Origin of the sequence: Prevotella veroralis (assembly GCF_018127765.1) — a bacterium.
GTDB classification, from domain to species: Bacteria; Bacteroidota; Bacteroidia; order Bacteroidales; family Bacteroidaceae; genus Prevotella; species Prevotella veroralis.
The window spans coordinates 59,755-76,381 of sequence record NZ_CP072331.1 but is presented as its reverse complement, the minus strand read 5'-3'; the positions used below and the strand labels follow the sequence as shown (position 1 = coordinate 76,381).

Genomic DNA, 16,627 nt, shown 5'->3' with positions numbered 1-16,627 from the left:
GTCAAAAAGTGAATGCCGTGCATTCTTTGACTCATTACGTTCGGGACACTCCGGTCATTCGGTATGTTCAGCAAATGTCTGTTGTCCTGTTCTCTGAAAAGGGTCGAGGGTTTTGAGTGAAAGGGGCGTCCATTTTCAGGAAAACCCTCGACCTTTTTCCTGTGGGTTCAAAGCTTCCTCCATTTCTCTATGTCCTCACCGTATTCCTCCAAATGGAGGCGTACGATGTTCTCCACAAAGCTTGAAAGGTTGCTGCCTCTGTCGCCCAACCTGCGCACGATGAAGTCGGCACGCTCCTGTGTCTCCCTGCTCAGATAGACCGCCTTACGGTTGTTCAGTCTTGTCGGAACAAGGTAGGCTTGCTTGTAGGCTTCGAGCGTCTCCTTTCTCATCTTGGCACTGATGCGCCTTTGAACGGTTGCATTCTCAGTATTCAGTACAGGTTCAGAGTGCGTGGTATTCTCTGTGTCCTGCTTGTTTGGGTCTTGAGTAAGTCTGGCTCTCCTTGCCCGAAGTCCGGCAATGAGATGTTCAGACGGACTTTCGATTTGGTTGAGTCCTAAATATTGCTTGGCGGAATGGATGGTATTCTCCATTCCCTCGTTACTGACTTTTTTCTTTTCCATATCTTTATCTCATTTTATGTTTGACTTGTTTTGATTTCTTACTTTCCTTTTGCTCCGTAACCGACATCCGTGTCCGTTCCTGCACTTTCTGCTGCTCCTGCTTACGCATACGGCTGACATGAAACTCGTTGAGGTCTTTGAAGCCCTTGTAATGTACGGACATATCCTCCACCTTGAAACCTGCCTTTACAAATTCTTGCACGGTTCTCCGTCCTGCATCGTCATTGTCAAGGAAGGCACGGATATGGGTCAGGTTGTGGTCGTTCAGATAGCGGACAGTTCTTGCCACATTGCTCACCGAGTTCATCACAAGGCAGTGGTTGATAATTTTCTCTTTCATTGAAAGGAAGGATAGGAAGTCCATGAAGCCTTCAAAGATACATACAGGCTCCGCTCTGTCCGTGAATATCGGAGTAATGTCTTTCGGGGCTACTGTTCCCTTGAACGATTGATTATCCCGAAGCTCGTACCCTCCCGATGAGTTGACAAAGCCGAAGGCTTGATATCGCCTGCCCTTTACCTCGTAACTGATACATTTGAGGAATGGCTTTGCATTTTCCAAGTTGATGCAGCGTACTTTTGTAAGGTACTCCTGTAAATGTGGCGGCAAGGTGTCTGATATACTTATCAGTTTCCTTGCCCCATTTGCAACCATTGAAGGTTGGAAATAGTTTGATGCGAAGTCGTTGCGAGAACTATATGCAGAATCATCGGGAGCGTTCCGTCCCAAATGACGGATGGCTTCCAATAGCGTGCAGCTCTCCAAGCGCATACAGAGGTCGATGATACTTCCGCCCCTGCCTTCGGCATAGTCTATCCAGAGGTTCTTCTCTGTGTCCACCTTGAAACTCGGATGTGTTTCCGCACGAAGCGGTGAACGGTACAGGGCATAGGCAGGTGTCCTGCGTACAGGCTTGATGCCTTTCCTTTCAAGATACTCCACGATAGAGTATCGCTTGATGAGTGATAAATCTTCTTCTTTCATTGTTCTGCCATTTTAATTGATTGAAATATTATGGTTTACTTAAATGCTATCAGGGAGCCAAATCGTATCAGCCAATGCTTCTACGATATTCCTCTTTCCAAACTTTTTCCTTTCCAAACTTTTTCATCTTTCTTCTTACTACATACTATTTTGTTGTAAGTTGTTGATAATCAACACTACATTGTAGTATATAACAATACTACACACCCTACTACATCAGACTACTACAACTATCAAGCAAAGGGCAGGGCAGTATCTTCCTTATTTTATACACATAGACAGGACTGCTGCCGTCACGCCTTTTGCTCACTTTTTCAAAGCCTGCCCTTTTAAGGGCTTCGCCCATAAGTTTGGAAGTCAGGGGATGTCGGGTATAGATACCCAGATAGGTAAGAATTTCCGTAGTGGTCATATAGGAGCAATGGGGATTATCCTCTGTCGGTTTTTCGAAGCAGCGCAACAGCAGTTCCATCTCTGCGGTCTGCACTTGAAAGTCCTCGCTCTCCCTGTATAGCTCCGCTATCTCTTCATCGTCAAACCAATAGCGGAAACCTGCGTTCAACAAGGCTTTGGCTTCCGCATAGACACTGTCCATAGAAATTGCCTTTGCCTTGTTGATGTCGATGGACAGCACCTCAAAGGGCAGGAATCGTCTGCTTCCTGTGGGGTCTGTAAGAAAGTCGTTGCCGTTCACCGATGCCACGAAACTTGCCAAGTGGGGATGTTCCTCCACATACTTGTCGTAGGGCATGCGGTACTTGACCATCGGGCAGGTGATGAGATTCTTGAGTTCGTTCTCGTCCCTCTTGTTGAGGGCCTTGAGCTGGTCGTCGATGTTCACAATGAGGTTCTGCCCGATATAGGTGAGCGTATCCTTCTCCTGAGGATATATCTTGCCCGTATAGCTGTAACCGTGCAGGGCAGGCGGACAGAGCAGGTCAAGGAAGGTGGTCTTGAACTTTCCCTGCTCGCCTGTCAGCACGAGGCAGGTATGGTTACAGCACTCACGGTCGTCCATTACGTTGGCGACCACTGCCACGAGCCATTTGGTGAGATACGGTAGCCATTTTTCGTGATTGCGCACCACAACGCAACTTGCCAAATCGGAAATGGCTTTCATTGAATGGGAAGAAGTATTGCTGCTGCCACAATCGCTGCCTATATCTATCAAGGGCAATGCCTTGAAATACTCCTGTATGGGATTGATACGTGGAGAAAAACTGCTCTCGATGATAGAGTATAGATTATCCGACGAGGTTATTATCCCGATGTCGTTGTCTATCTCCCTGCGGAGCGTGTTGATTTCATAGCGACCCACCTTTGTGAAATCGCTGTTTGCCCTGTTTCGGTATTCGGTTCTCCCCAATACCGTGTTGTATCTGAAGGTATAGTGCATGGAGAGGTAGGCTTCTATCTCCGAGTTCTTGGAGGAAGTCTTTCTCTGTCTGGACGTATTGTAGTAGCCCTCCGATTTTCCTTTATCTGCGTTCTTTTTCATTATATGCTTGTTTTTGTTTTCAAGAACGAAGTTATCAAGAGAATGGGTAAGTTCCAAGCATTCGGAGAGTGCTTGCATAATGTTGCGCTCATTGGCTGTGAATTTAGCACGGATTTCTGACAGAAAACAGCAGAAAAACAAGGATTTAAGCCAAGAGCAAGAGGATAGGTATAGAAAATGGGTAAGAAAAGTACGTGTTTATCTGCTCTAATCTGCGAAGTATTGCATTGACTAAAACGGATGTAGAAAATGAAAAACCAGACACGGAAAAAAGATAAGAAAGAGAACCGTTTTTCTTTCGGTTTCCCTATTCTTCCTCGCTGTTCCCCACTGCTTTGCAGATGGGAAAGAACCGCATACTTTTGCACGCAGAAATATGCGACGGAAAGCAAATCGCAAAAGGAAAATATAAATAAATCAATATAACACTATGGGATATTTTATCATTACCGATAAGCAATGGGCAATGCTGAGGGACGAGATACTTGCCCTTGCCCAGACCTGCCACAGGGCATTTGGAGAACAGAGTAAACATACCGAATGGCTGCACAACGGAGATGTGTGCCAACTGCTCAACATCAGCAAGCGCACCTTGCAGCATTACCGTGATACGGGCATACTGCCGTTTACCCAAATCGGGCACAAGTGCTATTACAGGGCTGAGGACGTGGAACGGTTATTACAAACGAAATCTGTGAGATCAAAAAATAACAAATAAACTGAAAAGGCAATGGAATCAGTAAGAGATTTGAATATGGATGCGGACGAGATGCAAGTAGTGTTGTCCGCCATCAGCAGTGTGAGCAAACGAATAAAGGAAGTGGCACAGACACACAAGCCGCTCTTTGGCGGTGAGCATTTCCTTACAGGCAAGGAAGTGTGTGAAAGATTGTATATCAGCCCTCGTACCTTGCAGGACTATCGAGACAGAAAGATTATCCCCTACACGCAGTTTGCAGGGAAGATTCTCTATAAGGCTTCAGATTTGATAAAGTTACTGGAAGAGAGTTACAGGAAATAGGACAGTATAAATAGTTTTATGATATTACAGCTTTATGCATTTTTACTTTCTTCTCTGTTATGCAGGATAAGATAGGTACATAAATGTTTGATATAACTATCCTTTACGGCATGCCACAGCAATATTTTCTTCATTATTTGGATTTCTTCTCCAAAAGAAGTACTTTTGTGGGAGCTTAATAGTGGCTAAATAGCTTAGCAGTACTTCTTAATATGAAAATAATTATACGACTCTTATATCTTTTCTGCCTGCAGTCCCTACTTTCCTGTTCTGTTCGCAACGAGCAGAAAACATTGGCAATTACAGACTCGCTGCTTACAACTCGTCCGGACAGTGCTTTGAAATTGTTGGATGAAATGGAGAATGTAGGACAGATGAGTGAGGCCGGTGTAATGCATTATGCGTGGAATCATGCTATGGCGCACTATCTGATGGGAATTTCGTTGGTTGAAGATAGTCTAGTATCTCATGTCGTGGATTATTATAGGCAGCAGGGGGATGTGGCAAAGTTACTTGACGGTTATCTGCTAAAAGCCTCCTATCTGCAGTGGACAAGGCAAGACAGGGCTGCATTGAAGGAGCTAGAGGAGGGTATTAAGATTGCTCATGAGCAAAGTAATGCTGGAAAATGGGCGCAGTTGGTAGAGCAGAAGGTTCTTTTGTTGAATCACTCTGGCAATTACGCTAAAGCTGCCAAGACAGCACAAATGGTGCTCAATGGGCATTACAGTCTAGATAGAAATATGCGAGGACGGTTACTCTACGCTCTTGGCATCAGTCTGTCTCATGTTGGCGACATGGCAAGTGACTCATGTTTTAAGGAAAGCATCAGTCTGTCTATGGAAGGTGGCGAAGAAGAAAAAGCTGCGGAACGTATCCTTAGTTATGCTGATGTGCTGGCTGCTCGTGGCGATTACGTGCAGTCTAATCGTTACTTGTTCCATTGTCAGAGGTTTGTTCCGAAGTACGCAGATTCTTCTGCCATCTATGTTTCGCTTGCCAACAATTATATAAATCTGCACCAGTTGGATTCAGCACAGATATACCTTGGCAGAGCTGAAACGAATAATCGTGGAGTAAGATGGACAAAACAGGGTAACCTCAGCCATAAGGCAAGCATAGAGCAGCTGCGTAACATTCTGAATTTCGGAAGCGGGAAGCCTGTTTCGTCACATGCTTTTCAACATTACTGCGACTCTGTTACAACAGTTATGATAGAAAATGAGAATCTTTCTCTGCGCCGCTTGGAAGCACGGAATCGCTTGCAGGCTGCTAATTACGAGTTGCATCGCTCCCGACTTCTGATGCTTTTGGGTGTTGTTCTCCTATTCTTGGTCTTATTGGGTGGTATAGGACTTGCTTATTGGCTCTATCGACGGAAGTACCAGCGTTTAGCTGAGGCAGAGGAGCGTATCGGCATCCTTACTGATATGCTTGACAAGGCGCAACAACTGCCATCAACAGAAAGAGGTGATGAGAACGATGAGGTGTTATTTAGAAAGGTACTGTTGCAGCAACTGGGCATCATTCGCCTGGTTGCCAGTACACCAACTCAACAGAATCAAGCTTTGCTCAAACGTATTTCTGCCATCAGTGGTGGTGAAATTCCTACGCACGACTTGTTGGTCTGGCCAGACCTTTATCCTGTTATAGACCGACTCTATAATCAGTTTTATACTCGCCTAATGCACCACTATGGCAATCTGCTCACGGAAAAGGAGACACAGATATGCTGTCTGCTCTGCGCCGGCTTCTCGACCAAGGAGATTAGTGTTGTTACCCAGCAGACGAGCGCGACTATTTATGTCCGCAAAACTTCTATTCGGAAGAAGATAGGTGTGCCGGAAGGGGAGGATATTATTGCATTCATCAATGTTGTTTAGTCCGTATTAAGAGACAGCAGGTTCTGATTAAGACTTTTTAGAAGCGTAACCATTGATAGTCTGATGGTTACGCTTCTTCTATTAAGACTTTTTTATTAGCTGTTAAGTCGTCATAAGATGTCTCTTATGACTAACTTTGTGCTGCTGATAGAGGAGTAGAACGACCTACTCTTGAGTTTTAATTTAAATAGTTGATAAAAGATGAAACAAAAGATGAAACAGAAAATAACTGCATGTATAGCAGTTGCGTGTTTTCTTTCTATCTCAGTAAATGCACAAATTTTCAAAGGTAAAACTATCAATGCCTTTGGAGAACCTTTACCCTATGCAAATGTTTGCCTTCTGAATCACGCTGACTCTTCTTTTATACAAGGTGCTGTTAGTAATGACAAGGGAGAATTTGTCATCAACTCTGAACAGAGAGAAGCTATCCTTAAAGTCTCATTAATAGGTTATCAGACCATCTATAAAAAATGTACTGATGGTCATGTCGGTACCATACTCATGGTTGAGGATACGACCATGCTTGGAGAAGTGATAGTGAAAAGTTCCCGTCCCATAACTCAACTCAAAAACGACGCTTTAGTTACTCATGTTCAAGGATCATCATTAGCCCATTCTGGCAGTGCAAGGGATGTGTTAGGTAAAACACCTGGTGTGATTAAGTCAAATGATGGGATAGAAGTGTTGGGAAAAGGAGCACCAATCATTTACATTAATGGAAGATTGATGAGAAATCAAGCAGAGCTGGATCAATTAACTTCCGATAAAATTAAGGATGTAGAGGTAGTCACCACTCCTGGTGCAGAATACGATGCCTCGGTAAATGCAGTCATTCGTATCAAAACGCTCAAACCTGTTGGAGAAGGCTTTAGTATGGATAGCCGTACCCAAATGGGACTGACACATTATTTATATGGCAAAGAAGAGCTAAACTTCAACTATCGCCTTCATGGGTTAGATATATTTGGTATGGTAGGGTATGACCGTAACAAGTTCCGTCAGCAAAATATCTCGCAGCAATATACCTATGCCCCGTCAAATTTGTTATATCAAACGACTGATGCAAAACGTTATGCAAAATCCAACATGCTTACTGGAAAATTAGGTCTCAATTATGTGTTCAACGAAAATCATTCTGTTGGTATTCTCTACGACTTTTCGTATCTGCCTTCAAAGACGAGGAATAATTCCTTTACAGCTTTGGAAGTCGACAAGATTTTAAATAATGAGCTTAGTACCGAAAGTGAGGAAAAATCTCATAACAGAAGACATTTAGTATCTGGATATTATTCGGGCAAGATGGGTAAATGGGGAATTGCCCTCAATATGGATGCTCTTTGGAATAACGCAGATACACACCAGCATGTAGCAGAAAAGGCAACTTCGCTTGAAAACCGCACAATATCCACTCAAAATGACATTAATAACAAGTTGTATGCAGCAAAAGCCGTTGCTACCTATCCTGTTTGGAAAGGACAGCTTGCTTTTGGAGCGGAGTGGAGTTTTCTTCATCGAACGGACGAATATGAGAGCGGAGTAGAATATATCAATGATTTCCACTCGAAAATCAAAGAAACTAATGGCGCCGGCTTTGCGGAGATACGACAAACTTTGGGCAAGCTTAATGTATCTGCTGGATTACGCTATGAGTATGTGGTAAGTAATTATTTTGAGAATGGAGTGAAGATGGACGAACAAAGTAGAGAGTATCATCATTTTTTCCCTTCGGCCATGCTGTCCATGCCCATTGGACACGTGCGTACACGGTTATCATATTCTCGCAAGATTACTCGCCCAGCTTTCAGTCAGTTGAGTAGCAATGTCCAATATATCAACAGATACACCTATCAGTCAGGCAATCCGAACTTGCGTCCTTCTATTCGTGACTATGTGGAATTAATGGCTAACTATAAATGGCTTACATTGATGGCAAACTATACACACGTGAAGGATTATATGATGTCCGTATATAACCAATATGGTGAAAGCCCTGAAATAGCTTTGATACAGAAGCAAAATGTTAATGGATATAGTGAACTCTCTGGAATGATTAACGTGTCTCCTTCTTTTGGAAAATACCATCCCAGCTTGATGGTAGCCGTCAGGCAGCAATTTCTCTCCATCAAGTACCGAGGTGAGGATTTGAAGTTGAATAAGCCTATGGGCATCCTCAGATTCAACAATGCCTATAATCTTCCCTTCGACGCTTGGCTGAATGCAGACTTTTCATGGCGTACCAGTGGTAATGCGGAAAACATGTATATAGGTAACACATGGCAGTGTGACCTTGGTTTGTATAAAGCATTCGCACATGATAAATGGAGTATAAAATTGCAATGCGAAGATTTGCTCAATACAGCAAAATCTACTATGACTCTTAAAAACGACATTCGTGAAATGTCATTGAGAAAATTCTTAAATACTCGTAAATTCTCTATTACAGTTACCTATAAGATAAATGCTACCCACAGCAACTACAAGGGGACAGGTGCTGGAGAGGACGTTAAGAATCGACTATAACAATGTGGCATTTTCCATATTATAAACAACATGATTCTATGGAGTGTGGAACTGCTAGTAGGTGCATACTTTATTCATACCCAAAAACAATTAGCGCAAAAGCGCAGATAACAAATGCCCATCAGGGCACGATAGACATTCCCTATAAATACGTGAATACAATAGCGAGAGGAATGACTGCAAACATCGAAGTTGAGGGCTACTATGCAGGAACATACGGAGCAGCCAATGGTATTATAACAGCTACATTGCATACACCCCGACAAACGGCAGCAGGCAGCGTGTTCACGGCACAGGTAAGGACAACGGATTGCAGGTATAAAATTATCTGCGGAATGGCGGGCACGGCATATATACTTGTAAGCAATGAAAGCGTGCTTCAGAGGATAGTCAGGCAAATAACAAATAGCATATAATTCCCTTTTTAACCGTAATAAAGCGGTGAAAGAAGAAAGGCAAATGTAGTTATTGCGTAGTATAATTATTTTGAGCACCCAACTACACGTTAATCCTTTCTCTTTCACCGCTTTAACTCCTATTGTAGTAATGTAGTAAGATATAATCGGTGAAAGAAAAAGGAAATATATCCATCAGTTCTTGGTATTGCCCAACAGGAAGATTGGCGTTACAATGGCAGCCTCTGTCTGCAATCTTCTACTGATGTATTTTCTGAACAAATGCGCTTCCGTGCTGTCCAACAGAAAGGACAGGGCGATGATGACAGGAAGCGGATAGAGCGGTGCATAACCTTTGAGTTGTCCGTTGATTATGACTTCCTCCTCACCTGCAACTCTCTCATCGGGATGCAGGTCGGAGGTTTTTATTATTGTTTGCAGCCTATGGTTGAGTTTCCTCCATGTTACACCGAAGAACCTCACAAGTTCACTCTCTGTCATGGCAATCTCGCCTTTGCCCTTGCGGACAACCTGCATATTACTGCCCCAATCAAAGTAACTACGATGATTGTACGTGCTATTTTTGCTCTTTGAATTATTGCTTGCTCTCATGCCGTTTCCTCCATTTTACAGGTTGGTATATCCGAAAGTTCACAAGCCTCTCTCTCCGCTTTAGGTACTCTGAAATGAACATCAGAGAGAAATCTAAGAAAATCGTAAGTATCATAGCTACAAGTAGTTATGATACTTTTCTTTTATACCCATCCCAAATTTCAGAGTATGCACGGAGGGGGCAGAAACTCCCAAAATGCTCTAAAAAGGCTACAATCAGGCTACACATTTTCAAGGCAAAATAAAAATGTAGCCAAGAGTACATACAGAGTACATAATTATGCTGATAATAATCCTTTTCCACGATTCTGGTTATTGTTGCTTCAAACATTTCTATCTTGAAAAAGTATGCAAGCAGCTTCGCCATCTGTTTCCAAAAGTTGTTTCTTATAACCGTATAGTAGAATTGGAAAGGGATGTAGCCCTACCCTTAACCTTGTTTATCAAGAAGGTCCTGTTGGGCAAATGCACGGGTATAAGTTTCGTTGACAGCACACCACTGCGTGTCTGCAAAAACCAAAGAATACATATTCATAAGGTTTTCAAAGGCATAGCTCAAAGAGGAAAATGCTCTATGGGTTGGTTCTTTGGCTTCAAGTTGCATTTGATTTGCAATGAGAAAGGAGAACTTCTCAACTTTATGATAACGCCAGGAGATATTGATGACCGTAAGCCTTTGGAGTACAAAGCATTCATAGATTTTATATATGGTAAGCTATTCGGTGACAAGGGCTACATCAGCAAGAACCTTTTTCAAAGGCTTTTCGTTGACGGAATACAGCTTATTACCAAATTGAAAAGTAACATGAAAGGAGCGTTAATGAGTGTTTCAGAAAGACTTTTACTCAGAAAAAGAGCCATTATAGAGACGGTGAATGATGAACTAAAGAACATTGCGCAGGTGGAACACTCCAGACATAGGTGCTTTGACAATTTCATCGTCAACTTATTAGGAGCCATTGCCGCCTATTGTCTGTTTCCAAAGAAGCCTTGTATTAATAATGTACAAAGGACTATGGACACACAGCTTGCATTGTTCTGAATTCGTCGAACTCACGTTAATTTATTGATAAGGATATCATACCCCTGACGATCGGTTATTAATGTAACATCATCATAAAAACATCTTAGCTGATTGCTACTAATGATCCAACTTAAGTAATTAAAGATAGGGGAAAGCCAACCATAACTATCTTTAAGGCAATTTTTATTGCCAGTCCAAAAACTTTGAATAATTTTCATCTCTTTTATTTTTATTTCTTAATATCCGGCAGGCGATTCATTTCGCTGTTATTGATATTTACATCCGTTCGTTTGGCTTTATGCTTTCCAAAATTATACGTTAACCCTACACGTAACGAAGTATTGTCATTATCTATGTTATTTCTGAACATATAATCGTTGTATGCCACTCGGTTATGAGCTTTGGTACCTCCAAAGATATCCTGCGCCAGAACATTCAGCAAGAGCTTATTCTTTAGGAGATTAATTTTGCAGCCCAAACCTAAGCAATCGATATTCCCAGTATGAAAAGATTCTTCCACTCCCGGAAATACATGATAATAATTTGCAAAAATGGTCATAGCCTTGTAGCGATAACTAAGATTTGCAGAGAGAGTCGTGTTCAAACTCTTCAAATCCGAATCATCCAGTTCTTCTGCCATAGACTTGGCCTTCTGGTAGTACATAGAAGCACTTGTATACAAGTTGAATTTACCCCACGAGAAATTATAACTAACATCTCCGCCGTAGGTGTTTATGGTTAGGCAGTTCTTGGGATAATACTTGGTATATAAATCATCAACCACTTGTATCAGGCTCTGTATGGCATCAGAAGTGTGATAGTAGTACAAATCTACATTAAGGTTTCCCTTAAAGACATAGTTAAACTCTAAATTATCCATGATGGACGGAACAAGCCTGTCGTTTCCTTCCGAGTAAGAATAAGTGTCGCGATAAACCTTTGTGGGATTCATATTGTTCATACTTGGTCGGTCGATTCGCTTGCTATATCCTAAGGAGAAGGAATGGTCGTCGGAAGGATTATAGGAAAGCTCTGCGAACGGAAACCAATGATGATATTTATTGGAAACGGTTAAACCGCCAAGCGTTATCCCATTATTGCTTGTATGCTCATAGCGCAACCCTGCCTTGGCATAAAAAGGACCAAAGTTCCGGTGAACATCTGCATAGAGGGCCGTTATTGTTTCCTTGAACAAGAAACCATTGCTGCCTCCGTAATCCGAAATGTTGTTCGTTTTGAAATGGGAGTACTTGCCACCCACCTCAAAGTTCAGCCACGTAAAGGGAAGGTTTAAGTCTGCGCTGAGAGTATTCACCACATTGCTGTAATTGTCCCAACTGCTCGAAAAGGGGTGAGCCGAGCCAGAATCGTACACCTGGTTGACATCATCGCTTAAATGAATGTAATTATAATTCAGCGTTAGCTTCTTACCTATGCTGTCCAGCTTCCATTCCACATAAGGGGAAATTGTTTCCAAACGATACTTGTCGTGAGTCTGCTCCGAATAGGTGTTCGACGGATAAGAACCATCACTGAAGTTCATTTCGCCCTTGTGAAAGCCCTTATTACGGGAACGGTTGAGAGTGGAAAAGAATCCTATTTTTACATGCCCTATTTGATAGCTGCTATTAAGATTCTGGCTCAATATGTCATAGCGGTTAAGAGTATAATCGTTAGTAACACGTGTGTATGTCGGATAGATGTAAGAGCTTTTCATCTTCTGAGGGCGTTTCTCGTTGGAGTTGTCGACTTTGTACTCTACCGAAAAATTACCTGATGAGAACGACAAGTCAGCTCCCTCCTCGGCTGCAAAATGAGAGCGTTGTGTCAGCAAGGTGTGAATTTTTCCATCAAAACCTACCGGCTTGCTCTTTAGGATAATGTTCAGCACTCCGCTGTTACCCGTAGCATCAAATCCGGCTGAAGGATTTGTGATGAGTTCTATTTTACTAATGTTCTCAGAGGGTAACGTACGCAAATACATATCCAAATCCTTTCCCTCCAAATTAATCCTGTGTCCGTCCACCAATACAAGAACATTGCTCTTGCCTATTATCTTTATCTCTTCGCTTGTCGGGTCTATGCGAGGGATATTATGAAGTAAATCGCGTGTACTGAACCCCTGGGCAAAAGGACTGTTCTGAACTAAATATACAAGTTTTCCGGCTTTCTGACTAAGCATTCTGCGCTGAGAGGTAACCGTTACCTCCTTCATTGTGTATTTCTTTATTTCTAAAGGAATATCACCCAAATCGGTGTCGGCTTGCACATCGAGGGTGTCGGTCTTAAGAATATCGCCCAACTGTCGGTATCTGAACACATACTTGCCCGAAGAAAGCGAAAGAGCAAACCTGCCTTCTTCATCCGATAAGCTGCTGGAAGTGACATCCCCGCCAAGAGGGCTTACTAATATCTCAGCGGCATCCAAGGGAGTAGTCCTGTCGACCTTCTCCACCAGCCTCCCCCTCAGCTGCCATTGTTGGGCATACATAGGCTGGCTCGATAGTAAAAGAAATATAAAACTTATAGGTGTGAACTGCAAAATTGAATGTAAAGATTTTACCATTATCATATTACATAGTATTTAGGTTTATAATGTCTTTTCAAGATACAAATGCACAGCAAAGGTACAAAATAATTTCATTATTTCAAATAATCGGCGATCTTTTTTTGGTGTTTTTCGTTTTTACCATATACACCATATTCTTACATACAAGTATTCTTTATATCAATAGTCCGTTAAAATTTTGTGATTTGCGAATCTTTCGTCCCTAAGCTAACAGGTATTGTGGCAGAAAGAAAACATGACAGGTCTCTAAAAAAGAGATAATTAGATAACAAAATATAACATAATAAAATCGGCTATCTCGTTGAATTTCAGTAACTTTATAGATGTAAAAAGACAATAAAGTTTATGCTGATAACCAACTTGATTAGCCGATATATGAAGCTCTGCAAAGCAGCATTTAGTGCTGGAGATGGAGCAAAGTTAAACAAAAGTATTCAAAAAAAACGTCATGGAAATGCTTTTTCTTTTGATGGTCATCCCAAGGAAATGCAATTTCACGCAGATGGGACGCTATGGAAAGCGTGGCGAACAATGCTATCGGCAGACGGCAGAGCGCAGCGTGAACTGGCTCGAAATGAATATGTGGCTGAGTGCTTTCGCCTTCAAAGAGGGCAAGGGTCGCAATGCCATCGTTATTGATCCAAGCTTCATCAAGAAGGCTGGGAAGCATACCCCATACGTGGGTACGTTTTGGTCGGGCTGTGCAGGTGCTGTAAAGCACGGTCTTGAGATTCTCGGCATCGGTGTGATTGACGTGGACTTGCATGAGTGTATGATGCTGAAGGCTGTGCAGACCACATTGGAAAAAGACGAGGAGAAAAAAGAGATGAGCCTATACGACTGGTATGCCAAAGTATTGGAGGACGACAAGGTAACCTTACAGCGTATTGGCAAGGTTCTTGTCGCCGACTCAGCCTTCTCCAAAAGACCTTTCATCGACAAGGTAATGAAGATGGGCTTCCATGTTGTGAGCCGCTTGCGTCATGACGCAGCCTTGTTCTACACGTGGGACGGGGAACCTACAGGAAAGCCTGGCCGTCCTCGTGTCAAAGGTGATAAGATTGACGTAAGGAACATCGACGTTTCCAAGAGGAGTTTTGCTTTCGCGACGCAAAGCAGTTCCTAGGTCTTACCGATTGTCAGGCACGCGACAAGAGAAAACTTGAATTTGCTTTTAACTCTTCATTCACAGCACTCAATGTGGCGAAAATTATGTGCAAGGAACTTGGTACGTCCATCGGTCGCCTTAAAGCGAAGATGATCAATGCCTATTACGCGCAACGAATTATTGACGTGTTCGAGAAAAGCCCGAACACGCCATTAAATAAAGAAAGGATAAATGATATATTTAGTTTCGCTGATGATGCAGCATAATATTTAACGGTCTATTGTATATAGATAAATCTGATAAAAAAAAGACGAGAGGGAGGCTGTCACTATCTCTTTTCGTGAAGTGCATTCAGGGTGATATATACACTATATTCCTTCTTATTTCCACACCCAGAGAGGCAAAGAAATGCCACGGAGCCCACAAAAGCAATTCCAGAATGAGCAACATGACAGAGAGTCCCTTAGTCCTTATCATCGTCCCTAATTATTTTATGCGGAAACTATCTTTTATCGTATCCACCATGTCTAATTTCTCCCATGTAAACAATTCCACCTGAATGTTTTTTGTTCCATGATACCTGCTTGTAAATGTTTTGTTCATAACTTCATTTTTCCGTCCCATGTGACCATAGGCTGCCGTTTCCGTGTACATCGGCTGGTTTAGTTTAAGCTGCCTTTCAATGGCTTTAGGGCGCAGGTCGAACATTTCAAAAATCTTCTGTGCAATTTCTCCGTCCGACATACCAACATTATTGTGTCCATATGTATCAACCGATACGCTGACAGGAGCAGCCACACCGATGGCATAAGCCAGCTGCACAAGAATTTCGTCCGCAACCCCTGCTGCTACCATATTTTTGGCAATATATCGTGCCATATAAGCAGCACTGCGATCTACCTTGCTTGGATCCTTTCCAGAGAAAGCACCTCCACCGTGCGCTCCTCGCCCTCCGTATGTATCCACAATTATTTTGCGTCCAGTAAGCCCTGTATCCCCATGCGGACCTCCGATAACGAATTTCCCCGTTGGGTTTACAAGATACTTTATGTTACTGTTGAACAGCTTTTGTATCTTGGAGCCGCATTGAGAAATGACACGGGGCATCAGTATATTAATCACATCACTCTTAATCTTGTCCAGCATCTTCTTGTCGTCCTTGTCAAAATTGTCATGCTGAGTACTCACTACTATTGTATCAATGCGCAGAGGTTTCTTATCCTCAGTGTATTCTATTGTTACCTGACTTTTTGCATCTGGGCGTAAATAAGTCATTTCCTTGCCCTCCCTGCGTATATCAGAGAGTGTTCTCATGATGAGATGTGCCAAATCAAGAGAAACAGGCATATAATTTTCAGTTTCATTGGTAGCATAGCCGAACATCATTCCTTGGTCTCCTGCTCCCTGTTCATCCGTATCTTTATTGGAAATTCCTCTATTTATATCATCGCTTTGCTCATGAATAGCTGTGAGAATACCGCATGAATTACCATCAAACTGATATTCAGCCTTTGTATAACCAGCCTTGTTTATCATCTCACGGGCTACATTCTGAAAGTCGATATATGTATTGGAGCGAACTTCACCCATTATGACAACCTGTCCTGTCGTTACAAATGTTTCTATTGCACAGTGGGCTTTACCATCATAGGCAAGGAATTGATCTAGAAGTGCATCTGAAATTTGGTCTGAAACCTTATCGGGATGTCCTGCTGAAACCGATTCCGATGTAAATAAATGTCGCATATATTTTCTTGTTTTATCATTAAATATTACTCTTTGAAAGATGAAGGAGGTGTCCCATTCTCTTTTTTTTCGTCTCTAAATAGAATTTATTATATTTATTTGGACTCGTCTCTAAGGGAATTATCTTCCTTACATTTATTCCATTCCTTATTAAACCCTGAGACTTTAGCAGATTATTTGTCAACAGATCAATTTCTGAAATTCCTAGCAATTTAAGTATAGCTGCACCTATGGCATAATCCCTCTCATCAACAGAGTGCCCGATTTGCAAATTAGCATCAACAGTATCCACACCTTGCTCTTGCAATTTATAGGCTTTCATTTTATCCATAAGCCCAATACCACGCCCTTCTTGATTCAAATATATAAGGAGTCCTTCTCCTTTTTGTTCTATAAGTTTCAACGCTTTGTGTAATTGTTCGCCACAATCGCATCGTAATGACCCCAAAATATCTCCACTACTACAACTTGAATGAATACGGACAATTGGAATGTTTACGCTGTTTAAAACATTACCTTTGCCAACGACAAAGCAATCTTTTCCATCATCTTCGTTATGAAATGGAATCATAAAAAAGTCTCCCCAAATAGTTGGCATATGGACTTTTTCTCCCTTTACTACTTTTATATTGCTCAT

General features: G+C 42.1%; 14 protein-coding genes and 2 pseudogenes. 8 read left to right on the top strand and 8 right to left on the bottom strand.

The window, feature by feature from the left end; all coding sequences use genetic code 11:
- Positions 1-167: 167 nt before the first annotated feature.
- The 3 genes from J5A55_RS08540 to J5A55_RS08530 form a co-directional block, all read right to left on the bottom strand.
- Entirely contained in the window at positions 168-626 is a 459-nt protein-coding gene (locus J5A55_RS08540) for a DUF3408 domain-containing protein (protein ID WP_004384706.1), read from the bottom strand.
- A gap of 4 nt (positions 627-630) precedes the next feature.
- Complete coding sequence (locus J5A55_RS08535; protein WP_004384705.1) at positions 631-1,611, bottom strand: toprim domain-containing protein; 981 nt, start codon at positions 1,609-1,611, stop codon at positions 631-633.
- A gap of 211 nt (positions 1,612-1,822) precedes the next feature.
- The gene (locus J5A55_RS08530; protein ID WP_004384704.1) at positions 1,823-3,187 is read right to left on the bottom strand and encodes a virulence-associated E family protein; all 1,365 of its coding nucleotides are present in this window, start codon (positions 3,185-3,187) and stop codon (positions 1,823-1,825) included.
- Between the two features lie 352 nt (positions 3,188-3,539).
- On the opposite strand from J5A55_RS08530, the gene J5A55_RS08525 reads away from it, so the two are divergent.
- The 5 genes and pseudogenes from J5A55_RS08525 to J5A55_RS08505 all read left to right on the top strand — a co-directional run.
- Positions 3,540-3,827: a helix-turn-helix domain-containing protein gene (locus J5A55_RS08525; RefSeq protein WP_025067269.1), complete on the top strand. Its 288-nt coding sequence runs from the start codon at positions 3,540-3,542 to the stop codon at positions 3,825-3,827.
- A 12-nt stretch (positions 3,828-3,839) separates the two neighbouring features.
- The gene (locus J5A55_RS08520; RefSeq protein WP_004384701.1) at positions 3,840-4,130 is read left to right on the top strand and encodes a helix-turn-helix domain-containing protein; all 291 of its coding nucleotides are present in this window, start codon (positions 3,840-3,842) and stop codon (positions 4,128-4,130) included.
- A 212-nt stretch (positions 4,131-4,342) separates the two neighbouring features.
- Positions 4,343-6,013, top strand: a complete 1,671-nt coding sequence (locus J5A55_RS08515) for a helix-turn-helix transcriptional regulator (protein WP_004384700.1) — start codon at positions 4,343-4,345, stop codon at positions 6,011-6,013.
- 213 nt (positions 6,014-6,226) lie between these two features.
- Complete coding sequence (locus J5A55_RS08510) at positions 6,227-8,536, top strand: TonB-dependent receptor domain-containing protein (protein WP_394357758.1); 2,310 nt, start codon at positions 6,227-6,229, stop codon at positions 8,534-8,536.
- A gap of 51 nt (positions 8,537-8,587) precedes the next feature.
- Positions 8,588-8,952, top strand: a pseudogene (locus J5A55_RS08505) (HlyD family secretion protein); the annotation flags it as partial.
- Between the two features lie 174 nt (positions 8,953-9,126).
- Here J5A55_RS08505 and J5A55_RS08500 read toward each other — a convergent pair.
- Positions 9,127-9,543: a hypothetical protein gene (locus J5A55_RS08500; protein WP_025067267.1), complete on the bottom strand. Its 417-nt coding sequence runs from the start codon at positions 9,541-9,543 to the stop codon at positions 9,127-9,129.
- A 277-nt stretch (positions 9,544-9,820) separates the two neighbouring features.
- Here J5A55_RS08500 and J5A55_RS08495 point away from each other — a divergent pair.
- A pseudogene (locus tag J5A55_RS08495) lies at positions 9,821-10,585 on the top strand (IS982 family transposase); the annotation flags it as partial.
- A gap of 11 nt (positions 10,586-10,596) precedes the next feature.
- Here J5A55_RS08495 and J5A55_RS12565 read toward each other — a convergent pair.
- Together J5A55_RS12565 and J5A55_RS08490 are read right to left on the bottom strand one after the other, a co-directional pair.
- The gene (locus J5A55_RS12565; RefSeq protein ID WP_026284626.1) at positions 10,597-10,785 is read right to left on the bottom strand and encodes a DUF6734 family protein; all 189 of its coding nucleotides are present in this window, start codon (positions 10,783-10,785) and stop codon (positions 10,597-10,599) included.
- Between the two features lie 11 nt (positions 10,786-10,796).
- A complete protein-coding gene (locus tag J5A55_RS08490) occupies positions 10,797-13,133 on the bottom strand; it encodes a TonB-dependent receptor domain-containing protein (RefSeq protein WP_249118611.1) in 2,337 nt (778 codons plus the stop codon).
- Positions 13,134-13,584: 451 nt separating this feature from the next.
- On the opposite strand from J5A55_RS08490, the gene J5A55_RS08485 reads away from it, so the two are divergent.
- Both J5A55_RS08485 and J5A55_RS12360 read left to right on the top strand, forming a co-directional pair.
- The gene (locus J5A55_RS08485) at positions 13,585-14,262 is read left to right on the top strand and encodes a transposase (protein ID WP_004384694.1); all 678 of its coding nucleotides are present in this window, start codon (positions 13,585-13,587) and stop codon (positions 14,260-14,262) included.
- A gap of 86 nt (positions 14,263-14,348) precedes the next feature.
- Positions 14,349-14,510: a hypothetical protein gene (locus J5A55_RS12360; protein ID WP_004384693.1), complete on the top strand. Its 162-nt coding sequence runs from the start codon at positions 14,349-14,351 to the stop codon at positions 14,508-14,510.
- A gap of 220 nt (positions 14,511-14,730) precedes the next feature.
- Here the strand turns inward: J5A55_RS12360 and metK are convergent, their stop codons facing one another.
- Both metK and ribA read right to left on the bottom strand, forming a co-directional pair.
- A complete protein-coding gene (gene metK, locus J5A55_RS08480; protein WP_004384692.1) occupies positions 14,731-15,990 on the bottom strand; it encodes a methionine adenosyltransferase in 1,260 nt (419 codons plus the stop codon).
- 19 nt (positions 15,991-16,009) lie between these two features.
- Entirely contained in the window at positions 16,010-16,627 is a 618-nt protein-coding gene (gene ribA, locus J5A55_RS08475; RefSeq protein ID WP_004384691.1) for a GTP cyclohydrolase II, read from the bottom strand.

What these genes read in the sequence shown, in the direction of transcription:
- J5A55_RS08540 (WP_004384706.1), bottom strand. Translation starts at nt 626, where the DNA reads ATGGAAAAGAAAAAAGTCAGTAACGAGGGAATGGAGAATACCATCCAT.
- J5A55_RS08535 (WP_004384705.1), bottom strand. Translation starts at nt 1,611, where the DNA reads ATGAAAGAAGAAGATTTATCACTCATCAAGCGATACTCTATCGTGGAG.
- J5A55_RS08530 (WP_004384704.1), bottom strand. Translation starts at nt 3,187, where the DNA reads ATGCAAGCACTCTCCGAATGCTTGGAACTTACCCATTCTCTTGATAAC.
- J5A55_RS08525 (WP_025067269.1), top strand. Translation starts at nt 3,540, where the DNA reads ATGGGATATTTTATCATTACCGATAAGCAATGGGCAATGCTGAGGGAC.
- J5A55_RS08520 (WP_004384701.1), top strand. Translation starts at nt 3,840, where the DNA reads ATGGAATCAGTAAGAGATTTGAATATGGATGCGGACGAGATGCAAGTA.
- J5A55_RS08515 (WP_004384700.1), top strand. Translation starts at nt 4,343, where the DNA reads ATGAAAATAATTATACGACTCTTATATCTTTTCTGCCTGCAGTCCCTA.
- J5A55_RS08510 (WP_394357758.1), top strand. Translation starts at nt 6,227, where the DNA reads ATGAAACAGAAAATAACTGCATGTATAGCAGTTGCGTGTTTTCTTTCT.
- J5A55_RS08500 (WP_025067267.1), bottom strand. Translation starts at nt 9,543, where the DNA reads ATGAGAGCAAGCAATAATTCAAAGAGCAAAAATAGCACGTACAATCAT.
- J5A55_RS12565 (WP_026284626.1), bottom strand. Translation starts at nt 10,785, where the DNA reads ATGAAAATTATTCAAAGTTTTTGGACTGGCAATAAAAATTGCCTTAAA.
- J5A55_RS08490 (WP_249118611.1), bottom strand. Translation starts at nt 13,133, where the DNA reads ATGGTAAAATCTTTACATTCAATTTTGCAGTTCACACCTATAAGTTTT.
- J5A55_RS08485 (WP_004384694.1), top strand. Translation starts at nt 13,585, where the DNA reads ATGGAAATGCTTTTTCTTTTGATGGTCATCCCAAGGAAATGCAATTTC.
- J5A55_RS12360 (WP_004384693.1), top strand. Translation starts at nt 14,349, where the DNA reads ATGTGCAAGGAACTTGGTACGTCCATCGGTCGCCTTAAAGCGAAGATG.
- metK (WP_004384692.1), bottom strand. Translation starts at nt 15,990, where the DNA reads ATGCGACATTTATTTACATCGGAATCGGTTTCAGCAGGACATCCCGAT.
- ribA (WP_004384691.1), bottom strand. Translation starts at nt 16,627, where the DNA reads ATGAGCAATATAAAAGTAGTAAAGGGAGAAAAAGTCCATATGCCAACT.